The sequence below is a fragment of the Rheinheimera tangshanensis genome (assembly GCF_014645135.1).
Lineage (GTDB): Bacteria > Pseudomonadota > Gammaproteobacteria > Enterobacterales > Alteromonadaceae > Pararheinheimera > Pararheinheimera tangshanensis.
On sequence record NZ_BMLH01000012.1, the window covers coordinates 61,077 to 81,435 of the forward strand.

The 20,359-nt window shown below is 47.0% G+C and carries 16 protein-coding genes; 8 read left to right on the plus strand and 8 right to left on the minus strand.

Annotated features, from left to right (window positions below; translation table 11 throughout):
* Positions 1–33 precede the first annotated feature (33 nt).
* The 4 genes from IEW88_RS17440 to IEW88_RS17455 all read right to left on the minus strand — a co-directional run bounded on the left by IEW88_RS17440 (position 34) and on the right by IEW88_RS17455 (position 3,718).
* Positions 34–288 (minus strand): hypothetical protein, encoded by a 255-nt coding sequence (locus tag IEW88_RS17440; protein WP_147905367.1) that lies wholly within the window; start codon positions 286–288, stop codon positions 34–36.
* Entirely contained in the window at positions 266–754 is a 489-nt protein-coding gene (locus IEW88_RS17445) for a hypothetical protein (protein ID WP_147905366.1), read from the minus strand. Before IEW88_RS17445 ends, IEW88_RS17440 begins: the two co-directional genes overlap by 23 nt.
* Positions 755–790: 36 nt before the next feature.
* Positions 791–1,114 carry a DUF883 C-terminal domain-containing protein gene (locus IEW88_RS17450; RefSeq protein WP_053425099.1) on the minus strand — a complete coding sequence of 108 codons (324 nt, stop codon included), beginning with the start codon at positions 1,112–1,114 and terminating at the stop codon, positions 791–793.
* Between the two features lie 264 nt (positions 1,115–1,378).
* Positions 1,379–3,718: a TonB-dependent receptor gene (locus IEW88_RS17455; RefSeq protein WP_147905365.1), complete on the minus strand. Its 2,340-nt coding sequence runs from the start codon at positions 3,716–3,718 to the stop codon at positions 1,379–1,381.
* 215 nt (positions 3,719–3,933) lie between these two features.
* On the opposite strand from IEW88_RS17455, the gene IEW88_RS17460 reads away from it, so the two are divergent.
* Together IEW88_RS17460 and IEW88_RS17465 are read left to right on the plus strand one after the other, a co-directional pair.
* A complete protein-coding gene (locus tag IEW88_RS17460; protein WP_185148657.1) occupies positions 3,934–4,662 on the plus strand; it encodes a substrate-binding periplasmic protein in 729 nt (242 codons plus the stop codon).
* 682 nt (positions 4,663–5,344) lie between these two features.
* Positions 5,345–5,761, plus strand: a complete 417-nt coding sequence (locus IEW88_RS17465; protein WP_147905363.1) for a DUF4174 domain-containing protein — start codon at positions 5,345–5,347, stop codon at positions 5,759–5,761.
* A gap of 82 nt (positions 5,762–5,843) precedes the next feature.
* Here the strand turns inward: IEW88_RS17465 and IEW88_RS17470 are convergent, their stop codons facing one another.
* Positions 5,844–7,382, minus strand: coding sequence for a S10 family peptidase (locus tag IEW88_RS17470; protein ID WP_147905362.1), 1,539 nt, complete (start codon positions 7,380–7,382; stop codon positions 5,844–5,846).
* A gap of 237 nt (positions 7,383–7,619) precedes the next feature.
* Here IEW88_RS17470 and IEW88_RS17475 point away from each other — a divergent pair, with 237 nt between their 5' ends.
* On the plus strand, positions 7,620–8,516 hold the full coding sequence (locus IEW88_RS17475; RefSeq protein WP_229670598.1) for an AraC family transcriptional regulator: 897 nt from the start codon (positions 7,620–7,622) through the stop codon (positions 8,514–8,516).
* Between the two features lie 70 nt (positions 8,517–8,586).
* Here IEW88_RS17475 and IEW88_RS17480 read toward each other — a convergent pair whose 3' ends face one another.
* Together IEW88_RS17480 and IEW88_RS17485 are read right to left on the minus strand one after the other, a co-directional pair.
* Positions 8,587–9,984, minus strand: a complete 1,398-nt coding sequence (locus tag IEW88_RS17480) for an alpha-amylase family protein (protein WP_147905361.1) — start codon at positions 9,982–9,984, stop codon at positions 8,587–8,589.
* 180 nt (positions 9,985–10,164) lie between these two features.
* Positions 10,165–11,262 carry a dienelactone hydrolase family protein gene (locus tag IEW88_RS17485; protein WP_185148656.1) on the minus strand — a complete coding sequence of 366 codons (1,098 nt, stop codon included), beginning with the start codon at positions 11,260–11,262 and terminating at the stop codon, positions 10,165–10,167.
* Between the two features lie 250 nt (positions 11,263–11,512).
* On the opposite strand from IEW88_RS17485, the gene IEW88_RS17490 reads away from it, so the two are divergent.
* Entirely contained in the window at positions 11,513–13,678 is a 2,166-nt protein-coding gene (locus IEW88_RS17490; RefSeq protein ID WP_147905359.1) for a prolyl oligopeptidase family serine peptidase, read from the plus strand.
* A 40-nt stretch (positions 13,679–13,718) separates the two neighbouring features.
* On the opposite strand, the gene IEW88_RS17495 is transcribed toward IEW88_RS17490, so the two are convergent.
* On the minus strand, positions 13,719–14,594 hold the full coding sequence (locus IEW88_RS17495) for a LysR family transcriptional regulator ArgP (RefSeq protein WP_147905358.1): 876 nt from the start codon (positions 14,592–14,594) through the stop codon (positions 13,719–13,721).
* A gap of 94 nt (positions 14,595–14,688) precedes the next feature.
* Between IEW88_RS17495 and IEW88_RS17500 the strand changes: the two genes are divergently transcribed.
* The 4 genes from IEW88_RS17500 to IEW88_RS17515 all read left to right on the plus strand — a co-directional run bounded on the left by IEW88_RS17500 (position 14,689) and on the right by IEW88_RS17515 (position 20,350).
* A complete protein-coding gene (locus IEW88_RS17500; protein WP_147905357.1) occupies positions 14,689–15,285 on the plus strand; it encodes a LysE/ArgO family amino acid transporter in 597 nt (198 codons plus the stop codon).
* 113 nt (positions 15,286–15,398) lie between these two features.
* On the plus strand, positions 15,399–15,746 hold the full coding sequence (locus tag IEW88_RS17505) for a hypothetical protein (RefSeq protein WP_147905356.1): 348 nt from the start codon (positions 15,399–15,401) through the stop codon (positions 15,744–15,746).
* 181 nt (positions 15,747–15,927) lie between these two features.
* A complete protein-coding gene (ltaE, locus tag IEW88_RS17510; RefSeq protein ID WP_147905355.1) occupies positions 15,928–17,004 on the plus strand; it encodes a low-specificity L-threonine aldolase in 1,077 nt (358 codons plus the stop codon).
* A gap of 106 nt (positions 17,005–17,110) precedes the next feature.
* A complete protein-coding gene (locus IEW88_RS17515; RefSeq protein ID WP_147905354.1) occupies positions 17,111–20,350 on the plus strand; it encodes a S41 family peptidase in 3,240 nt (1,079 codons plus the stop codon).
* Positions 20,351–20,359: the final 9 nt, after the last annotated feature.

Consider the following 20,359-nt stretch of genomic DNA (forward strand, 5'->3'; position numbering starts at 1 on the left):
ACTGAATCTATGTCGCTGAGCTCACTCTTGGCGCTATCGAATAAGCTGTGCTATCCAGCGAAAGCCGACCACACTGCGCAGTGTTTTGACCAGGCTGTTGTGGCGCAGTTGAAACAGGCAACCTACGCTAAAGCTCAATAGTAAGCCGGGTGTAGAACCTATAAATGCCAGTGCACTTTGCGACAGTTGTTGTTTTCTGAGCAACAGTTCCTGCTGCTGTAGCTGGCTTTGTTCTGTCAGGACAGCCAGCTTTACTTGCTGCTTTTTAATCAGCTGTTGAATTAGCATTTTTGTCCTCAGGTTTGGCTGCAAAAAACAAAAGACGTAATTGCTGCAACGTATTTGAAAAGCCCACTTGCGACAACACATAACCCAAGCTGCGCCAACACCAATACAACAAGCCAAACTGCAACAACACTAAGGCACCAGCTGTGACCAAGACTGAGCTACTTAACTGAAACAGCAGATAACCCAGCACTAATAAAATGCTGCCCCAGAGCAAAATCAAACCAGCACCAAAACAGACGACCAGAGCAGCAGCTATAGTCAGGCTGCGTCCGCTCAGTTGCCATTCTGCTGTCGCTATTTGTCCTGTCAGTTTCAGCTGACCGGCGTAAGCCTGTTTGACTGAATGGCCAAGAGCAGCCAGATGCGCCAGTTGATCTAAAGCCTGTTCTGCGTTATGACTAAGGGCAGCCGATGCAGGCTGCCCAGGTTTTTGTGCAGGAGCTTCAGAGCTCTCGCGATGTTGCATAAATCCGCCTTGCTCGAGTCAGGTCTGTTTAAAGGCTTAGTTACGACGTAACAGAGCTGTCAGCAGTACACCAGCAGCAAAAGCTATACCAGCGGTAGCCAGCGGGTTTTGCGCTGCCAATTCACGGGTTTTGCTGTATGACATTTGCAGTTGCTGTTTAATTTCTTCCTGCTTATGCGACAGCGTTTCCTGTGAGCTGGCTGCTGTTTTGCGAAGCGTATCTTCAGCTACAGCGGCTTTACTAGCTACGGCATCCACTGCATGATGGGCAGCTTCAACCGCTTTTTCCGTCACTGGCGAATTTAACGCGCTGTTGCTTTTTGCCTTCGCTTGTTCTGTTGCACTTTGTGAAGTAGCCATAATAATTCTCCATGCTCGATAGTGTGAAATACAGCAAGATGCTGTACTTTGCATCTTAATTAAAGCACTTGCTGTGCCAAATAGATATAAATCAATAAAAACAATAATTTATCAGTTTTTCACTGTTGGTGAGGCTTTTGATTGGCTGTAGAACTTACCCGTTGCTGGTAATTTTTACATGCCTTGTCTTCAGGGCATGATCTAGGAAAGAAATGAGAAAGCCGGGGCATTTAGCATCCCGGCTTTGTGTCACTCTGAATTTTGTTAGAAATCCAGTTTTAACGTCACAGTCGCTGTACGTTCAGCACCTAAGTAATAAGCGCCTTCCTGGCCGCCTGCTAAGTAATCTTCGTCGTTTAAGTTATTCAGCACTAATGAAAGATCTAGGCCTTTAAACATGTCTTTAGACGACAAATCTTTACTGTAGCCGACATAGAAATCCATCACTGTAGAGGCTGGGATTTCATCTTTATTGCCACCTAAAGCCGCGCCAAAGTAAGTGTCAGTGCGCTTGGCGGTTAAACCTGCACGGTACGCATCACCCTGGTAACGCAGTGACAAGCTCAGCATAGTTTCTGGTGAGCCTGCGACTTTATCGCCCTCAAAAATAGCAGCAGGGTTAATGGCTGGTTTACCGTCTGGGCCTGTCACTACATTACCATCGTCATCCAAAACCAAGGTATTAATACTTTGGCTATATTCGGCGTTATTGCTGGTCAAAGCACTGTAGAGGCTCCAACCTTGCATAAATTCCCAGTTTAAGCTGGCTTCTAAACCGTTCGATTCAATACCACCTACGTTGACATAAGTACCGTCTAATTCGTTCAGATAATCCGGGCCAGCGCCATTGGCACCGGGTTGCAGGAAGGTAATACGGTTATCAAACTGTACGTCGTAATAAGTCAAAGACAGGCTTAAGTCATCGCCAAAGTAGCGTAAACCTAAGTCGATATTCTCTGCAGTTTCAGCCTCCAGTGAACCAAAATCCTGATCGGTTTCTAAAATCGCATCGCTGATAGCTTTGAAGTTTTCGGCGTAACCACCAAAGACTTCGTAGCTTTCGTTTAAGCGATAAACAAAACCCAGGCTTGGCAATAAATCTGAATCGCTGTCGAGTTTACCTTCGTTACCTGCCACTATATTGTCTTTGCGGCTGACATCGACATAAAACTGCTTCACGCCCAAAGTAACAGTGAAGTCGTTCCAGCTGATTTGATCCTGCAGGTAAATTTTCTGAGTGTCAGTTTCATAAGTCCGATCGTAGTGCACCCAGTAAGGTTGATTGTCGAAGTAATGATACTGTTTCGGGTCAATCACGTTGTGCCAGTCGCGGCTTTCGTCACGGTCTTGCTGTTCAAGCCAGGCACCTAACCGCAGCTCGTGGTTTTCCATCGCCCATTTGAGTTCTGACGTCAGACCGTAACGGTCTTTTTCATAGTGGGTATGGCGGTAAGAGGATACGCGGGTAGCACCTGTTAAATCGGCATTTGGATCCAGAATCGGCTGACCTTCAGCATTGACGTACTGATAAGGCGTTAAAGTACCGTTACCTGTGCCACGGCTTACGCGGTTACCGGCAGCATCTTCCACATAGACCTGATACGGCGGCATCCAGTCACCACGGCCAGATTGCATATGCACATAAGGCGTTACAGTCAGGTTCAGGCTGTCTGATAAGTCGGTATCAATTTTCACGTAGGTGAAGCTGTTTTCGCGCAAGGTCGACCAGACTTCAGCAAAGTTTTGATCGACATCCGGGTTACCTGTCCACACATTGGTCAGACGATCCCACTCCGGGTTTTCGAAAAACTGAGCTAAAGAGACGGTGTTGTAGTTGTCTTCTTCAGCGTCATCGTAAGAAAAACGCGCGGTAATAGTGGTGTTTTCCAATTCGGTCACAGTTTTAACTTCACCGTGCAGACGGTCAGTAAAACCATTGCTGCCTGAACCTATCCATCTGTTGTTAAAGCTGTCTGACAAGCTGAAATAGGCTGTGGTATTGCCACCTATCTGGCCTGTGTCAAAACGGGTGTAATAACGACGGGCATTATGATCGCCGCCTGTCACCCCTACAGATAAGTTTTCTTCGGCCAGCGGGTTGTTGGACACAAAGTTTAAAGTACCGCCCAACGCATCTAAAGAAGCAGAGGCGATATCGGATGTGCCTTGGCCTACTTCGACAAAAGCGGTGTTTTCTGTGTCCAGGTAACGGTTGGCTTTACTGCCACCGCCATAACCAGAGCCACCATTAGGTAAACCATCTACGGTAATACCCAGTTGTTGCTCGTTCAGGTTGACGTTAAAACCGCGCATTGAAATAGTTGTTGACCAGTCGTCACCACCAAAAGCGTCGCCTTGGCCGACGCTAATGCCAGGTAGTTGGCTGACTAAATCAAGCACATTGCCTATTGGCGCTTTGGTATTTTTAATGGCTTCGTCTGTGCTGTTATTGGCGTAGCTAATACGTTTGCCGGTAATGGCCAACACTTCGACTTCCTGCTCTTCAGCCGCTGCCGCTGCGGCTTCTTCTGCGACAACAGGTACCGATAAACCCAGGGCTGAACTCACTGCCAAAGCGAGCAGATGTTTGTGATGTAATGCCACGTGAAACTCCATATTGTTGTTTGAATTGAAGAAAATGCCATCATTCTGGAGTGGTCTGATGACATTGCAGTGAAAGGGCGATGACAAAATGAAGTAATTGATATGTAAGTTTTATGAACGGCTGAGTGGCTGTTTTGTGAACAGTTCAAAGAAAAAACTGGAGTTCAAACAAGAGTTTGGCCTATGCTGAAGTGAGGTTGTAGATGGTGAAGTCGATGCAACAACTGCTGTATTTAGGAATGCTCTGTGTGGCCTTCATGGCTGTTCCTGCAAAGGCGCAGCAGCTACAGCTTTTAGTTGGGGTGGAAAAACCTCCTTATATCAAAGTATCGACTCAAACCGGCTACGAACTGGAATTACTCAGTGCTGTGGTCAAACGTATGGGCTTTGACTGTCAGTTTATTCATGTACCCAATGGTCGATTACTGGATGTATTTAACGAAGGCCAGGCTGATTTAGTGTCACTGCAGCGTAGTGCCCCAGAGGGGCTGTTCGCCACCGAATCCTACATCAGTTATCAGAATATTCTGATAGTACGCCAAGACTTGTATAAAGAGATCCTGAGCTTAAGCGATTTGGTGGGGCTTAGAGTGATGGCTTTTCAAAACGCTCTTAAGTTTTTGCCGCCAGCTTATGCCGACGCCATTAATAAAACCAGCAGTTATCTCGAAGTGGTAGAGCAACATCAACTGCCGGCTTTATTATTAAAAAACAGGGTGGATGTATTGGTAATGGACAGAAATATCTTCTGGCACTATTACCGCCTAACAGCCCCTGATGACAGGAGTCTGAAAGTCCTGAGCTTGTTCCAGCCGAATCACTATCATATGTTAGCCCGCACTCCAGAGGTCGCTGAGCGTTTTAATAAAGCACTGATGGAGGTGAAACAGTCGGAGTTATTTAGCCAACTGCAGCTAAAGTATTTTGCGGAGTTGAGTCAGTAGCTGGAAGGCAAGGATGGACGGCAGTTCACTGCTAAAAACTGTTGAAATCGGTGCACCTTAGGCATAACTTGATAGATGGGCGTACCATAAAACAAGGAGAACAGCTGTTCGACTTGCCAGACGAACACTGTTTGCATAGACGCTGTTATTTAATGTGAGGACATGGATATTCTTAAGGTCATTTTTTGGCTGCTTTTGATATGGCTTTTGTTCACTTTAGCTACCCGGATTTATTGGTATAAAAAAGAAGGCTATGGTTATGCAAGTTGGTTTTTCGAGTGGTTATTAGCTTGCTTTTCTTGTGCTGGCGTTTACGTGGTTGCCTATGATACTCCACTGCTCGAGCAAAGAGTGTGGTGGTTTGTCCTTTTCTTGGTTCTCGTGTCAACAATCTATAGATTAAGAAGCCAACGGTTCAACGCCCAAATGATACAACTTAATAGGGCACAAGTTCTTTTGGTTAAATCGCTTATGGCTCTTTTTACTGTACCAGTAGTCGCTATTCTGTTGGTAAATGCCAGTAACTTGACTGGTGTATGGACCCCAGGATCTTGATATCCTCTTGAGCTGCCGGCTGATCTGGTCCTACTGGAGCAACTTATTTTCGCTTCACTCAGTGAAAGCTGAGCTTTAGCTCATTTAGCCTGCAGAGCAAAAGAGTTGTCGGCCTGATGGAGTGAGTATGAAAAACCTTGTCATTATTCTGCAGCTTTGTTTTAGTCTCTGTGCTTATAGCAATCAGCTAACTCCGTTATCCGGTTTTGAAGCGCTGCAATGGCAGCAACGTATTATTCTGGTCAATAACCTTCAAGACCAGCAGAGCGTATTGACTCTTTTTGAGCAAAACAAAGCTGAAATTAAAGAGCGGGATATTATCTGGTTTGTGTTTAGTGCAGATGAAATCCAGACAAATTATCAAGGTGTGTTGTCAGCAGATTTTATAGCCAGTACAAGAACGCAGTACCGGCTGAAGCCTGGACAAATTATGTTGATAGGTAAAGATGGTGGCGTGAAAATTTTGCTTGACCGTATGGATTTAGAGGCGATATTTAACGAAATTGACGCTATGCCGATGCGACAAAACGAGATGGTGCATTAAGTCTGGTGACTTGTGGTTGAATGCTTTGATGTGCGCCCGGCATTAAAAAAGGACCCGAAGGTCCTTTCTAAACAAGGTCAGATCAATATTTAGCAGCTTGATCCGGCTTAGGTAAAGTGGCTTTGATAAAGTCACGTAAGTCCTGGTTCGACTGACGTAAATCGTCGTAACGCAGGTACATCATATGACCGCTGCGGTAGCCTTTGAAGCTTAATCTGTCTTTCATTTTGCCACTTGGGTCTAACTGCCACATATTGTATTTGGCATCAAAATAGTTGGTGGCGCCGTCGTAATACCCCGATTGCGTCATCACATGCAGGTAGGGGTTTTGCGCCATGGCCTGACGCAGGTTTTCACCAGTATTGTCATTACTTCTGTCCCATGGATGTACGTTACCAAACATATTGTATTTCACGTCGGTTTTGTAATTCAGCTCGTTTTTCAGATAGTTATTAATAGCTGGAGTAAAAGAGTGCAGCCATGACGTCAGCTCGGCGTTGTAATCCGGCTCTGAGCCTGCATCTTTTTTATCTATACCCAAATAACGTGAGTCTAAACGGCCGACGGTCTGGCCACGTTCACGCAGCAATTCTTTCCAGAAAAAGTCGGTATTGATATCCAGATTATTTTGCAACACAGCTTTGACTGATAAACCTGAATACTTCGCTACTTGCTCAGCAATCTGTTGTTTTTCAGCTTGAGGTAAAGAGTTGCCTTTGGCTAAAGCAGGTAAGTAAGTGTTCAGGGTAAACTCTTCGACTTCTGGCAGATAGTCGGTTAAGTCTTTTTGCTGTAAATCGCTAGAGAGCGCTTTGTGATACCAGGCTGTGGCGGCAAAGTAGGGCAGACGGTTAGCCACATCAACAGGGCCATCACGTTTAATACCAATTTCAGTAGGGGACACCAGCACTACACCGTTTAAGTACATCCACTGCTGGTTTTGCAGTGCTAAAGCTAAACCCGACACCCGTGTTGTGCCATAGCTCTCGCCAATCAGGTACTTAGGCGATTCCCATCTGTTGTAGCGGCTGACAAAGGTGTTGACCCACTCGGCCAGGTATTTGATATCCGCATTCACACCAAAAAACATTTTTTGTTGCTGATCCGGGCTTGGCATTTTGCCATCTTTACCAGGCAATACGCGGGAATAGGCGGTGTTCACCGGGTTTACAAAGACGATGTCTGCAGTATCCAGCACTGAATAAGGGTTTTGTTTTACGCCATAAGGTTGCAGCGGGTAGCCTTCGCTATCGACATTCAGCGCTTTGGGGCCTGTGTAAGCAATTTGCATCCATACCGATGCTGAACCAGGGCCGCCGTTAAAGGAAATCAGCAAAGGGCGGCTTTTTCTGTCTTTTACATCCTGACGTTCGTAGTAGGTATAAAAAATGGCGGCCGTTGGATTGCCTTGCTCATCCCATACCGGCTGAGTGCCAGTGTAGGCTTTGTAACTGAAATCCTGATCCAGCACTGTGGTTTCATGTTCTGTCACCACTACTGAATCCGCGTCTATTTGTACACTGGCATTTTTTGCAGTTTTGGCATCTTCAGCCTGAACAGCAAAGCTTAAACTGGTTGCACTCAGGTATAAGCTGAGCAACAGAAGTGGACTGATTTTCATAGAGTTCCTGCTAGTTTTTGTTGTTTATAGTGCTGGGGATTGTCATTCAGCTTACTGTTTAACTCACAAAACACAAAATAACCATCTGTGTTGAGACTAATTCACCTGAACTTGGGATACCGTGCTTTGTCTGTTGCTCCGCACTTCTTGCCTAAAAGTCCAGCAGGCTGATTTGAACGGTGCAGGGCTGTTGCTTTGCTTTTATACTGGTTTTAAACATCTGTGAAGGAGAACGTAGTGAGTATCGAACTGCAACTTGAACAACTCAAAACCCAGCTTTCGTCTCATATGCCTGCTGATGGTGTTAAAGAATGTATGATTCCTGACTTGCATTTATACCGCACCGAAGTGACTACCGACGTGACGCCGGTGGTCTATGACCCTTCTCTATGCATTATGCTGCAGGGCGAAAAAGAGGTGTATTTAAACAATGACAAGCTGGTGTATGACCCCTTAAGTTATTTGCTGGTGCCTGTGACTGTGCCTGTCAGCGGCAAAGTCACCAAAGCCAGTGTCGATAAACCTTATCTTGCGCTGAAGATGACTATTGACCTAAAAGAATTGGCTGATCTGGTGATTGATTTAGGTGGTAGGGTCGAACGCAGTCAATATCAGGTGAAAGCTATGTCGGTTGGCCGGGTGGATGAAGCTTTATTATCTGCGGTCAGTCGTATGGTTCAACTGTTAGATAAACCGTCCGATATACCAGTGCTTTATCCGCTATTAAAACGCGAAATTTTATACCGTTTATTATTAGGCGATTTAGGTAGTCAGTTACGTGATTTTATGCTGCTGGATAGTCAGGGACACCGTATCAGCAAAGTGATTGAAATACTTCGTAAAAAATTCAATGAGCCACTGCGAATTAAAGATTTAGCCGATGAGGTACATTTGAGTGAGTCCGCTTTGTTTCAGGCTTTTAAGGCCGTGACTGCTATGTCACCTTTGCAGTATCAGAAAAAATTACGCCTGAATGAGGCGCGCCGTATTATGTTACAAGAGGGCATTGAAGCGGCCACTGCCAGTTATAAAGTAGGTTACGAAAGCCCTTCGCAGTTTAGCCGTGAGTACAGCCGATTATTCGGTGCTCCACCTAAAGCTGATATCGAAAGAGTGCGTTTGCAGGGCAGCTGATGGCTCAGAACTTGTGTAGCTGCTAAATCCTCTATGTGGGTCAGAGCTGACAGCTCTGACCCACAGTCGCTTACTGCTGCAACCACATCCGTGCACTGCGGGCCGGAATAGTCACCTTTAACCACTGCGTATTGACCTGAAAGCTATTGCCACTGATCACATCAGTGTAGTTGACATACCAGTTCAGCTCGTTGGCGTAGGTATCGACCCAATACTCCTGTGGTGTATCACATTTGTTAATGCCCACTATGCCCTTTTTGTCACGTTTAAACAGCAGGAAGCACTGGCCGTGTCCCAGCACCTGCATACCGCTGCCTTGGGTACTGTTATGAAAACGGATCATATTTTTAATATCTGCTCTTTTATAAAAATCCTGCCAGCGGTAGCCATCTAAATTGGCCGTCTCACCGTGATCCGAATAAATCATTGGCGTACCACCGTTTCTTCCCAGAATGTAAGCATGGGCCAGCGTCTCATCTGTGCTGTTCATGATCTGATAACGAAAACCATCATTGGTTGGAATGTCATGAGTGATGGCAAAGGTTACGGCTTTGTTCCATGCCAGTGCCTGACCATAAGCACCTGGGTCGACCAGTACGCTCATAGAGCCGCCAAAACTGAAGGCATTGCGCATAGAAGCAAACAGCGGGAAGTCATAAGCACTGTGGCTGGTATTGTCCAGATAAGGTTTTAAAAACAGTTCGTACTCCTGATTGCCTGAGCCGCCAGAGGTAATAACTTCACCAAACACATGCATGCCACTAAGTAAAGTCGGAGTAAACACAGCATTAATGTGGGCATTGGTCATATGTTTCACAGCATCCACCCGGAAGCCTTTAATACCCATATCTTTCAGTGCCTGTAAGTAGGCTTGCTGCTGAGCTATGACCCAGTTGTTATTATCCAAATCAGGTAAGCCGGTATCGCTGCCACCGCCACAAAGCCGGTAATATTGTACTTGCCAGACGTCCAGATAATTACTGATACAACCAGGCGCATGAAAGTCTGAACCGGACAGAAAGTTCTGTGTTAAATCGCCATACAGTTTCTGATTATTGGCGTAGGTCCAGTTGGCCTGATAGCTGCTGAGTACTGCTAAACCTGGGTAGTTCAGATCACTGCGCTGGGCGCTTTCATTCGCCATATGATTCAGTACCACATCAGCATAGACCTGAATGCCTTTGCTGGTCATGGTCTGGATCAGCGTTTGCAGCTGCTGTTTGTTGCCGCGTGGATGATCTATCAGGCGTAAATCCTGTGGCTGATAACGGGCCCACCACTGCTCGCCGCTGGATTTCATTGGCGGTGCTATCAGCACTTTTTTATAACCGGCCTGCTGAATTTCAGTGGCTTTGGCGGTGATTTCGCTGTAGTTCCAGTTAAAGGCATGCAAAATTACATCGGCATACGCCGGGCTTGCAGATAGCAGGCTGACGCCCACTAACAGTGTCTGTAGTGATAATTTCATTCGTTTTACCCTGTCATTTTTTAATGGGCCACTTTGACGGCGAGTTTTTGCTCGTCCTGTCTGTGGTTGTCTTTTTGTACACCGGTGACAGATAAAAGTTATGAAAGGCTGATTGATTTGTAAATAAAGTTGCTCAATTGTTTATTAAATGCATACGTATTCAGTGCGAAATAGTATTTTTTAATGCATAGCCTGCCATTGCTCCAGCCATAACCAGACTTGTTGTTGCTGTTGCTGGTTAAACTCATGGCGTGCTTCAGTCCAAATTTCAGTGCGAAGCGCTGATTCTGCGCCAAAGGCCCGCCAGACTTTTTTCAGTTGATGCTGCCCTTGAATAACACCTTGAACTGGCATCAAGGGATCTTGTCCGCCATTGATTAAATACAAAGCTTTGGGCGCCGCTAAACTGACCTGATCCGGAATATCCAGCTGACGGGCCAGACCCGGATGCAGCATATAAAAGGATGACTGGCCTTTGGTTAAATTGGCATCAGGTTGTAACAGTTGCTGGTAAGTATTAAACCAACAAATAGCAGCTGCGGCCTGAATATGCTCAGACAGCGCAGCTACTTGCCATGCACGGTACGCGCCCATCGAAAAACCTATGGCAGCAATTTTTCCTGCAGGAACCTGCGGTCTTTGTGCTAAAAACTTCGCTAGTTGCATATCTTCATAGGCAGATAACCCTGCCAGTGAATGGCCTGTTGCGATTAGATTCGCTGCCAGTTGTTGTTGCTGTTCATACTGAATAGGCCCACGTTCACCAAAACCTGAAGTATCAGCAGCCAATACCAGATAACCCTGGGCTGCAAGTTCATCACCAATAAACTGGCCGCCATAGTATTTATTCACCCAGTCTTTGGCTTGTTTTTGCACTGGAGAATCTGCAAAAGGCCGGATCATTTTTTCTTTGCCGATGACAAAATAAGCACCATGGTCGTGCAGCAATAACACCGCAGCTTTGATCGGCTGATGTTTTGGCGTGAGCAACAGTGCTTTGCTATGGCTGATTTTGCTTAGCGGGATTTGCCACAATTCAGCTTTATAGCTGCCTCTGTCTTCTTGTCGCAGCAAGGCTGCGGGCGCTAGCGTCGCTGTTGCAGGAGCGAGCAGGGCATCCAGATAAAACTGACGTTGTTGCTGTTGCCATTGGGCCGGAAGTGATTGCTCTTGCCAACTGCCCGCATAAGCAACTGCTGGTGTTACAGGCAAAATCACTGCTGCTTCAGAAAAAAAGCAGCTGAACGCCAGCCACAAAATCCCACATAATCTGATCATAATCGCCATCCCAACAGCATTTTCTTTAGCATATAACACTGCTGAATTTCAGGTTGAACTTAGGGAGGAAAATTCCATAAAACGAACAGGCAGAGTTATTAAGCGCATCTATATGAGCGTTAATCGTAAAGGATGCGTTGAGTAAACAGTTTTGTTATGCTCGCTTACTAATTTTATTAGCACTTACCTCTTCTTCATTGAAACAAGGGTTTCAGACGAAGAAGGGTACAAAATCCGGGGAACAGGATAGATGAAATACGCATTAAGCGCCGTGGCTTTGGCTTTATTAACAGCCTGTGGCCAACCAAGTGATACCTCAAAGACACAAGAAACTCTTATGACAGAAACTCAGGCTGCTCACCCTTTTACTTACCCTGTCACTGCTAAAGGTGATGTGGTTGATAGTTATTTTGACAAGAAAGTAGCAGACCCTTACCGCTGGCTGGAAGATGATCGCAGTGAACAAACTGGTAACTGGGTCAAAGAGCAAAACAAAGTCACTTTTGCTTATCTTGACCAAATCGGTTACCGCGATCAGATCAAACAACGTTTAGAAGCGCTGTGGAACTATGAAAAAGTAGGCGCGCCTTTTATTGAAGGTGACTACACCTACTTCTTCAAAAACGACGGCTTACAAAACCAGTCGGTTTTGTACCGTAAAAAAGGCGATGCTGAAGCTGAAGTCTTTTTAGATCCAAATACCTTCAGCAGCGATGCTACGACCTCTTTAGCTGACGTGTCATTTTCGGAAGATGGTAAAACTCTGGCGTATTCCATCTCTGAAGGTGGCAGCGACTGGCGTAAAATTATCATTATTGATGTAGAAACCAAAAAGCCAATTGAAGAAACTCTGGTGGATGTGAAATTCAGCGGTGTGTCGTGGAAAGGCAATGAAGGTTTTTACTACTCCAGCTATGACAAACCAGAAGGCAGTGAGCTGTCGGCCAAAACCGATCAACACAAGTTGTATTACCATCAATTAGGCACAGCGCAAAAAGATGACCCCGTGGTGTTTGGTGGTGTGGATGCGGAAAAACACCGTTATGTTGGTGGCGTAGTGACAGATGACGGCAAATACCTGATTGTGTCTGCTGCCAATGCAACCTCCGGCAATAAAGTCTTCTTAAAAGATTTAACCAAAGCCGACAGCGCTTTCGTAACTTTGTATGCTGAAGGCAATGCTGACTTTGAGTTTGTTGATAGCCGCGGCGATGCCTTGTATTTCGTCACTAACTTAAATGCACCCAACAAAAAACTGATCAAAGTTGACGCCACAGCGCCTGATGCTGACAAATGGACAGATGTGATCCCAGAAACCGCAAACGTGCTGGATGTCAGCAAAGGTGCAGGTTTCTTATTCGCCAACTACATGGTGGATGCGATTTCTCAAATAAAACAATACGACTATGACGGCAAGCTGGTGCGTGATGTGTCTCTGCCGGGTTTAGGTACTGTGTCTGGTTTTGGCGGCAAAACCAAAGACACTACCTTGTACTACAGCTTCACCAACTACAACACAGCACCCAGCACTTTTGCTTTTGAGCCAAAATCTGGCGAAACCAGCACTTACTATAAAGCGGCTGTGAAGTTTAACAGTGACGATTACGAGTCGAAGCAGGTGTTTTACACCAGCAAAGATGGTACTAAAGTGCCGATGATCATTACCCACAAAAAAGGTATTCAACTGGATGGTAACAACCCAACCATGTTGTATGGCTACGGTGGTTTTAACGTCAGCCTGACGCCAGCTTTTAGTGTGGCCAACCTGGTGTGGATGGAAATGGGTGGCGTGTATGCGGTGCCTAACCTACGTGGCGGTGGCGAATACGGTAAAGCCTGGCATGACGCTGGCATTCAGCTGAAAAAACAAAATGTGTTTGATGACTTTATTGCAGCAGGTGAATACCTGATCGCGCAAAAATATACCTCCAGCAACAAACTGGCGATACGTGGTGGTTCTAACGGTGGTTTATTAGTCGGTGCTGTGATGACGCAGCGTCCTGACTTGATGAAAGTGGCTATTCCACAGGTCGGTGTACTGGATATGCTGCGTTACCACACCTTCACTGCTGGTGCAGGTTGGGCTTACGACTATGGCACGTCTGAGCAAAACAAAGAGATGTTTGATTACCTCAAAGGCTACTCACCAGTGCATAACGTCAAAGAAGGCGTGGCTTATCCAGCTACTCTTGTGACTACAGGCGATCACGATGACCGCGTAGTACCAGCGCACTCCTTTAAGTTTGCTGCTGAACTACAGGCTAAAGCAACAGGACCTAACCCGCAAATGATCCGCATTGAAACCAATGCAGGTCATGGTGCTGGTGTGCCGGTCTCCAAGCAGATTGAATTAGCTGCAGATATCTTTGGTTTCACCCTGTTTAATATGGGTGTAAAAGAGTTACCTAAGCAGTAATAAACTGGGGTCAGAGTAAAATTAAAACTTCGGTTTAATTTTACTCTGACCCCGATAAAAACCTTCCTGCCACCTGCAATACATTCTGTCGTAACTGATACATCAGCGGGCTTTCGCTTTGCCAATAGTGCCAATACAATTCTGTATCCAGAGAATAACCCGGGGTTAAATCTACTAGTTCACCACTTTCCAGCTGCGACTGCATTTGTAGTTCCGGCAACAAACCAAAACCTAATCCGGCCAATGTGGCTTTTAAAAAACCTTCAGACGAAGGGCATAAATGAAAACGTTGAGGTACAGCCTGTGCTACATGCTGCAGGTACTGATGTTGCAACTGATCATCCTGATTAAACACCAGACAAGGAGCCTGACTGATCCTTTTTTCAAACTGCTGATGCAATTGATAACGCTGAATAAAGGCTGGGCTTGCGACGGCGCGGTATCGCAGTGCACCTAATGCCATCACAGCGCCACCATTGACCGGCTGAGGGCTGGCACATATACAGGCCATTACATCCCCTTGTTTCATCCGCTTTAAGCCAACGGACTGATCTTCCACCACCAGATCAAAACGCACCGCCTGTTGCTCTGGCAAGACTAAAGCTTCGGGTAACCAGGTGGCTAAGGAGTCTGCATTGGTGGCCAGGCGCACCACCAAATCTTGTGGGTCATCTGTTAATCCTAAAGCCGTTTCCATTTGTCGTACCTGCTGCAAATGGTTTAACAAACGTTGTCCTGCGGCAGTTGGAACTGGCGGACTGCTGCGTAATAACACTGGCTGACCCAACACAGATTCCAGCTGTTTAATACGACGGCTGATGGCTGACTGAGTTAAATGTAAGACCAGACCCGCTTTTTCAAAACCACCTTGTTCAACCACGGCAGACAGTGCCTGCAATAAACGGTAATCAATCATCAGTTTTTCTCATGGAACATAAAATTTATTTGTTGGATTCATAATAAGCCGCTTCGTTAAACTTACACCACTTGTTTCTTGTAGGGCGAATCTCATGCTGTCGTTTTTTACCGGTTTTACCGTGGGTTTAAGTTTAATAGTGGCAATAGGCGCGCAAAATATCTGGGTACTGAGCCAAAGTATGGCGGGCGCGAACAGGCTGGTGATAGCTCTGGTCTGTATTTTGTGTGATGCGGCTTTAATTGTGACCGGTGTTTACAGTGTGCAGCTTATTCAGCTGTGGTTACCACCTTTGGTGCCGCTGTTAACCTGGGCCGGAGTGGCGATGTTGTTGTGGTTGGCCTTTGGTGCGGCACAGCGGGCATGGCGTGGGCAAGCTGCTTTGCATTCCAGCTCTGCAGTGCAGGTACAAAGCTGGCAAAAAACTGCGCTGACTGCTTTGGCTATTACTTTATTAAACCCTCATGTTTATCTGGATACGGTGGTATTGATTGGTAGTGTCGGTTCTGTGCAGGCGCAACCTTTCTGGTTTACAGTAGGGGCTTGTCTGGCCTCTTTTTGCTGGTTTGGTGCTTTAACGGGTTTAGCCCCGAAGCTGAAAGTCTGGCTGAGCTCTCCGATACGCTGGCGGCTGTTTGATGGCCTGGTTGCCTTGGTCTTGTCTGGTATTGCACTGAAGTTAGCGCTTTAAATTTCAGGCCCTGATCTACTGGGAAAAACCTGAATCATACAGTACTATGTGGCGCATTTACTGGGTCAGGTGTTGGCTCAATTGTGGTAGCGGCGTATACAAGGGGAAATGGCATGAAGAAGTGGTTAGCAGTGGCTGTGTTAGGTTTTGCGCTGGCAGGTTGTAGCTCTGTGCCGGATGACTGGAGCAATATGACACAAACTGAAATACAAAGCTGGCAAGCCAGTGGCTTTACTGCAGAAGTTGCCCAGCAGTGGAAAGCCAGTGGTTTTAATTCAGAAGCTGCAGGCCTTTGGAAAACTGCGGGTTTTAACCTGGAGTCTGCGACAGAGTGGTCAGCACAGAAATTCAGTGCTGAAGAAGCGAAGAACTGGGTTGCTACAGGTTTTGAACTGGATGATGCCGTAGATTATCGCGCCAGAGGTTTATCCCCAATTCACCGTGAACAGGCGGTTGAATAACCTCAGCGTCTGACACCATGTGTTAACACAGAGCCCGGTTTTTACCGGGCTTTTTGTTGCGCCTGCTTTTCGAGTGCCCCACTGTATTTTTATTTCGCAGTTCTTATTCAAACTGTCGTTTTGTACTTGAACAGAATTCGCTTCTGCGCTCTGATGAGGTTAACTTCAATGGAGACTCTCGATGACAGATTTTCGCAGTGACACAGTCACCCAGCCTACAGCAGCAATGAAAGCCGCTATGCTCTCTGCGCCTTTAGGAGACGATGTATTTCAGGACGACCCGACGGTCAATGAGTTGCAACGTTATGCCGCAGAACTTTTAGGTTTTGAAGCCGCATTATTTGCACCCAGTGGTACCCAAACCAACTTAATTGCACTGATGGCGCATTGCCAGCGCGGTGATGAAGCCATAGTGGGGCAGCAGTGGCATACCTATCGCTGGGAAGGCGGCGGCATGGCAGTATTAGGTTCTATTCAGCCGCAACCTATTGAACATCAGCCTGATGGTACGCTGGCGCTTGAACATATCCGAGCTGCAGTAAAACCAGACGATCCACATTTTGCCCGTACTAAATTGATTGTGATGGAAAACACCACAGGCGGGAAAGTGTTACCTTTGTCTTACATGAATTCGGTGGCGGCTTTAGCTAAAGAGTTGGGATTAAGTTGCCATATTGATGGCGCCAGACTGATGAATGCGGCTGTGGCTTTAGCCACAGCAGATGGCTCAAATCCACTACAAAAAGCCAAAGCGCTGTGCGCTAGTTTTGATTCAGTGTCTTTGTGTTTATCCAAAGGCTTGGGCGCCCCTGTTGGTTCGTTGTTGTTGGGGAATCAGGCTTTTATTCAGCAGGCAAGACGGCTGCGTAAGATGCTCGGCGGCGGCATGCGTCAGGCTGGTGTGCTGGCTGCAGCTGGTTTATATGCGCTGCAACATAACATAGATCGTCTGGCGGAGGATCATCAGCATGCGCAGCAACTGGCCGAAGGTTTACAGCGGATAGCAGCCGAACATCCGCTGCTAAAAGGCAAACTGGAGCTGGTAGCGGTCAATACCAATATTTTATTTACCGATATAGCGCTTGATGTTGCAGAGCCTTTATTGGCTTATTTGGCGCAGCAGGGCATTCAATTAACCAGCAGCAATTACAATAAAGCCGATCAGCACTTTAAGCGAGTGCGTTGGGTCACACATCTGGATATCAGTGCTGCGGATATTCAGCATGCACTGTCGGCGGTGCAAGGCTTTAGTGGCTAAGACTAAGCCGCTGATTTCTGAGATGGCCTGCTCTGTTTTTCTTTGCTGAAGCTGTTAAGGTAAAACAAACAACCCAAAAGTAAAAACAGAAAATCCGGGGCTATCTATGAAACTCACTTTCGTCGCTTGTCTGACGGCTGCACTTTTTGCCAGCAGTTATGCCGATGCAGCTTATTATCGCTCGCCTTCACTGCAGCAAAACCAACTGGTGTTCACCGCCGAAGGTGATTTATGGCTAAGCTCTGTCAATAGCAGCGAAGCCAAACGCCTGACTACGCATGCTGCTGAAGAATCTCAGGCGCTTTTTACCCCAGACGGTAAAGCTGTGGTGTATGTAGCGGCTTATGATGAGACGCCGGATATTTATTATTTAGCTTTAGCGGGCGGTGCACCGAAACGTTTAACAGCCTTAAATGCGAAAGTGAAGCTGCAAGGCTGGAGTCTGGACGGCAAATTGCTGTATAGCACAGATGCCATGACAGGGCCTGTAAACAGCTGGGTGCTGAAATTGCTCGATTTGGACACTCAGCAGACCGAAACTTTACCGCTATTGGACGCCGTTGAAGCTGTGCTGGACGAACAAAACGGTTATGTCTACTTTATCCGTTATGGCTTGCAATTAACGGGAGATAACGCCCGTCAGTATCAGGGCGGCGCTAAAGGTCAGCTCTGGCGCTGGAAACTGGGCTCACAACGTGAAGCTGAACGCTTGGTGGCTGATCATCAGGGGTCAATACGTCACCCTATGATCTGGCAAGGTAAGTTAGTACTGGTCAGTGACGCTGGCGGTAATGCCAATTTATGGTCTTATGACCCGGTATCCACCCAACTGAAAGAGCTGACCAGTCATCAGGATTTTGCAGTTCGCTCAGCTCGTATGGATCAGGGCAAAGTGGTGTATCAACTGGGCGCTGATATCAAGTTGCTGGATTTAGCCTCAGGCCTAAGCAGCACACAGGCTCCGGTATTGGTCACGGACTCACCACAGCAACGTCAGCGCCTGTTAAGTGAGCCTTTAAAGTATCTCACATCCGATTCAGTCGGCTTCGCTAAACAAAAGTTGGTATTAACCCTGCGTGGCAAAGTGCAGGTATTATCCAGGGCGCCTCAGCGTATAGTCGAGCTGGCAGTGCCTGAAACAGCACGAGCCCGCAGTGCTGTTGTCAGTCAGGATGGTCTGTGGGTGTATTTGATTTCCGATCAGTCCGGTGAGCCGGAAATCTGGCGATATGCTGCCGATGGTTCGGACCAGGGTAAACAGCTGACTAAAGATGGCCGAGGTTTTCGCTGGAATTTAAGCTTGTCACCCGATGGGCGTTATCTGGCGCATGATGATAAACAAGGCCAGCTCTGGCTACTGGATGTCAGCACTGGCAAAAATCAACTGCTGTATAAAAGTGGCTCAGGTTTAAGCCCATACGGCGATTTAAGTTGGAATAAAAACAGCAATTTACTGGCCTTTACCACAGAAAAAGATGGCGTCGGTCGCCAGCAAATTGGCCTCTATTCCATTAAAGAGCAACAAGCCAAATTACTGACCACAGATAAATACAACTCCTACAGCCCTGCTTTTCATCCCGATGGCGACTGGCTGTATTTTTTATCTGAACGTGAATTAAAACCCACCCCGGGCGGCCCTTGGGGCGATCGCAATATGGGGCCGGCTTTTGATAAAAGGGCGCAGGTGTTTGCTTATGCACTCAATAGCACAGCTGTGTTCCCATTCGCAGCTGAAACCGAGCTGACGGCAGGCTTAGAAGGACAAGCTAAAGCCATCGCATTTGAAAATTTACCAGGCCAGCTATGGCAAGTACCAGTAGCGGCCGGCAATTATCAAAAACTGCAGGCCGGGGCCGATTATTTGTATCTGCAGGAGTTTGAATACAGCGGCGATGCAGGGGCTGTCAGAGCAGTAAAAATTGAACCAGACAATAAAAAGCTGCTGAGCTTTGCCGGTAAGGTGAGGGATGTACAAAGCAGCGCTGATGGTAAGTCATTGTATTTACGCTATGAAACCGAACCTGGTCAGTACAGGTTTTTCTTAGGTTCAGCCACAGCCAAAGCGCCGGAGGGTGAAGACGCCGAACCATGGACGGTGGATAAAATCAGCCTGACCCTAACACCTAAAGCTGAATGGCAACAAATGTTTCATGATGCCTGGCTGATGCATCGTGAATTTTTATTCGACCCAGCTATGCGGGGTGTCGATTGGGGCAGTACCAAAAAGCGTTATCAGCCTCTAGTCGACAGAGTGACAGACAGATTTGAGCTCGATGATGTACTGGCGCAACTGATTGGTGAATTGTCGGTATTGCACTCGCAAGTGCGAGGCGGTGATTATGCCAAAGCCAGTGAAAGCAGCAAAGCCGCCAGCCTTGGTGCTGAATTTATCAGCCGTAATGGCAAACTGATGCTGCAGACTATTTATCAGACAGACCCGGATTTACCTGCTGTAGCCAGTCCACTCAATAGCGCTGGAGTGGAACTCAAAGCAGGCGATAGTGTAGTGGCTGTGAACGGCAGAGCGGTCGCTACAGTGTTGGATCTGCATCAGGCCTTACAGCAGCAACAAGGTCAGCAAGTACTGTTGCAGTTCGAGCGCGACGGCAAAAGCTTTAAAAAAGTGGTAGTCCCCGTCAGCCCACAACAAGAACAAACATTAAGGTATCAGCACTGGGTACAGCAGAAAAAGCAGCAGGTAGAGCAGCAAGGTCAACAACAGCTGGGGTATTTGCATTTGTACGCCATGACCGCCGGCGATATCAGCAACTTTGCCCGTGAGTTTTATGCCAACGTGGATAAACCCGGTTTGATTATTGATGTGCGCCGTAACAGAGGCGGCAATATCGACAGCTGGGTGATTGAAAAGCTGTTACGTAGGGTTTGGGCCTTCTGGCAACCCACTCAGGGCAAAGCCTATGGCAATATGCAACAGACATTCCGTGGCCAGTTGGTGGTACTGACCGATCCTCTGACCTATTCAGATGGCGAAACTTTTGCCGCTGGTGTGAAAAGTTTAGGGTTGGGTCCGGTAGTTGGACAACAAACTGCGGGTGCCGGCGTCTGGTTGTCGGGCCGTAACTTATTGGCTGATATGGGCGTGGCACGGGTTGCAGAGACAGCACAGTTTGATAGAGACGGCCGCTGGATCATCGAAGGCCGGGGTGTCAGTCCTGATGTGTGGGTCGATAATCTGCCGTACGCCAGTTTTAACGGCCAGGATGCACAGTTATCTTATGCCATCAGTCTGTTGCAAAAACAGTTGCAGGAAAAAGCCGTATCAGAACTGAAAGCCGAACCCGTAAAACCCGGCATAGCCAAAGATGCACAAAAGCTAAGCTGGTAATATACCCGT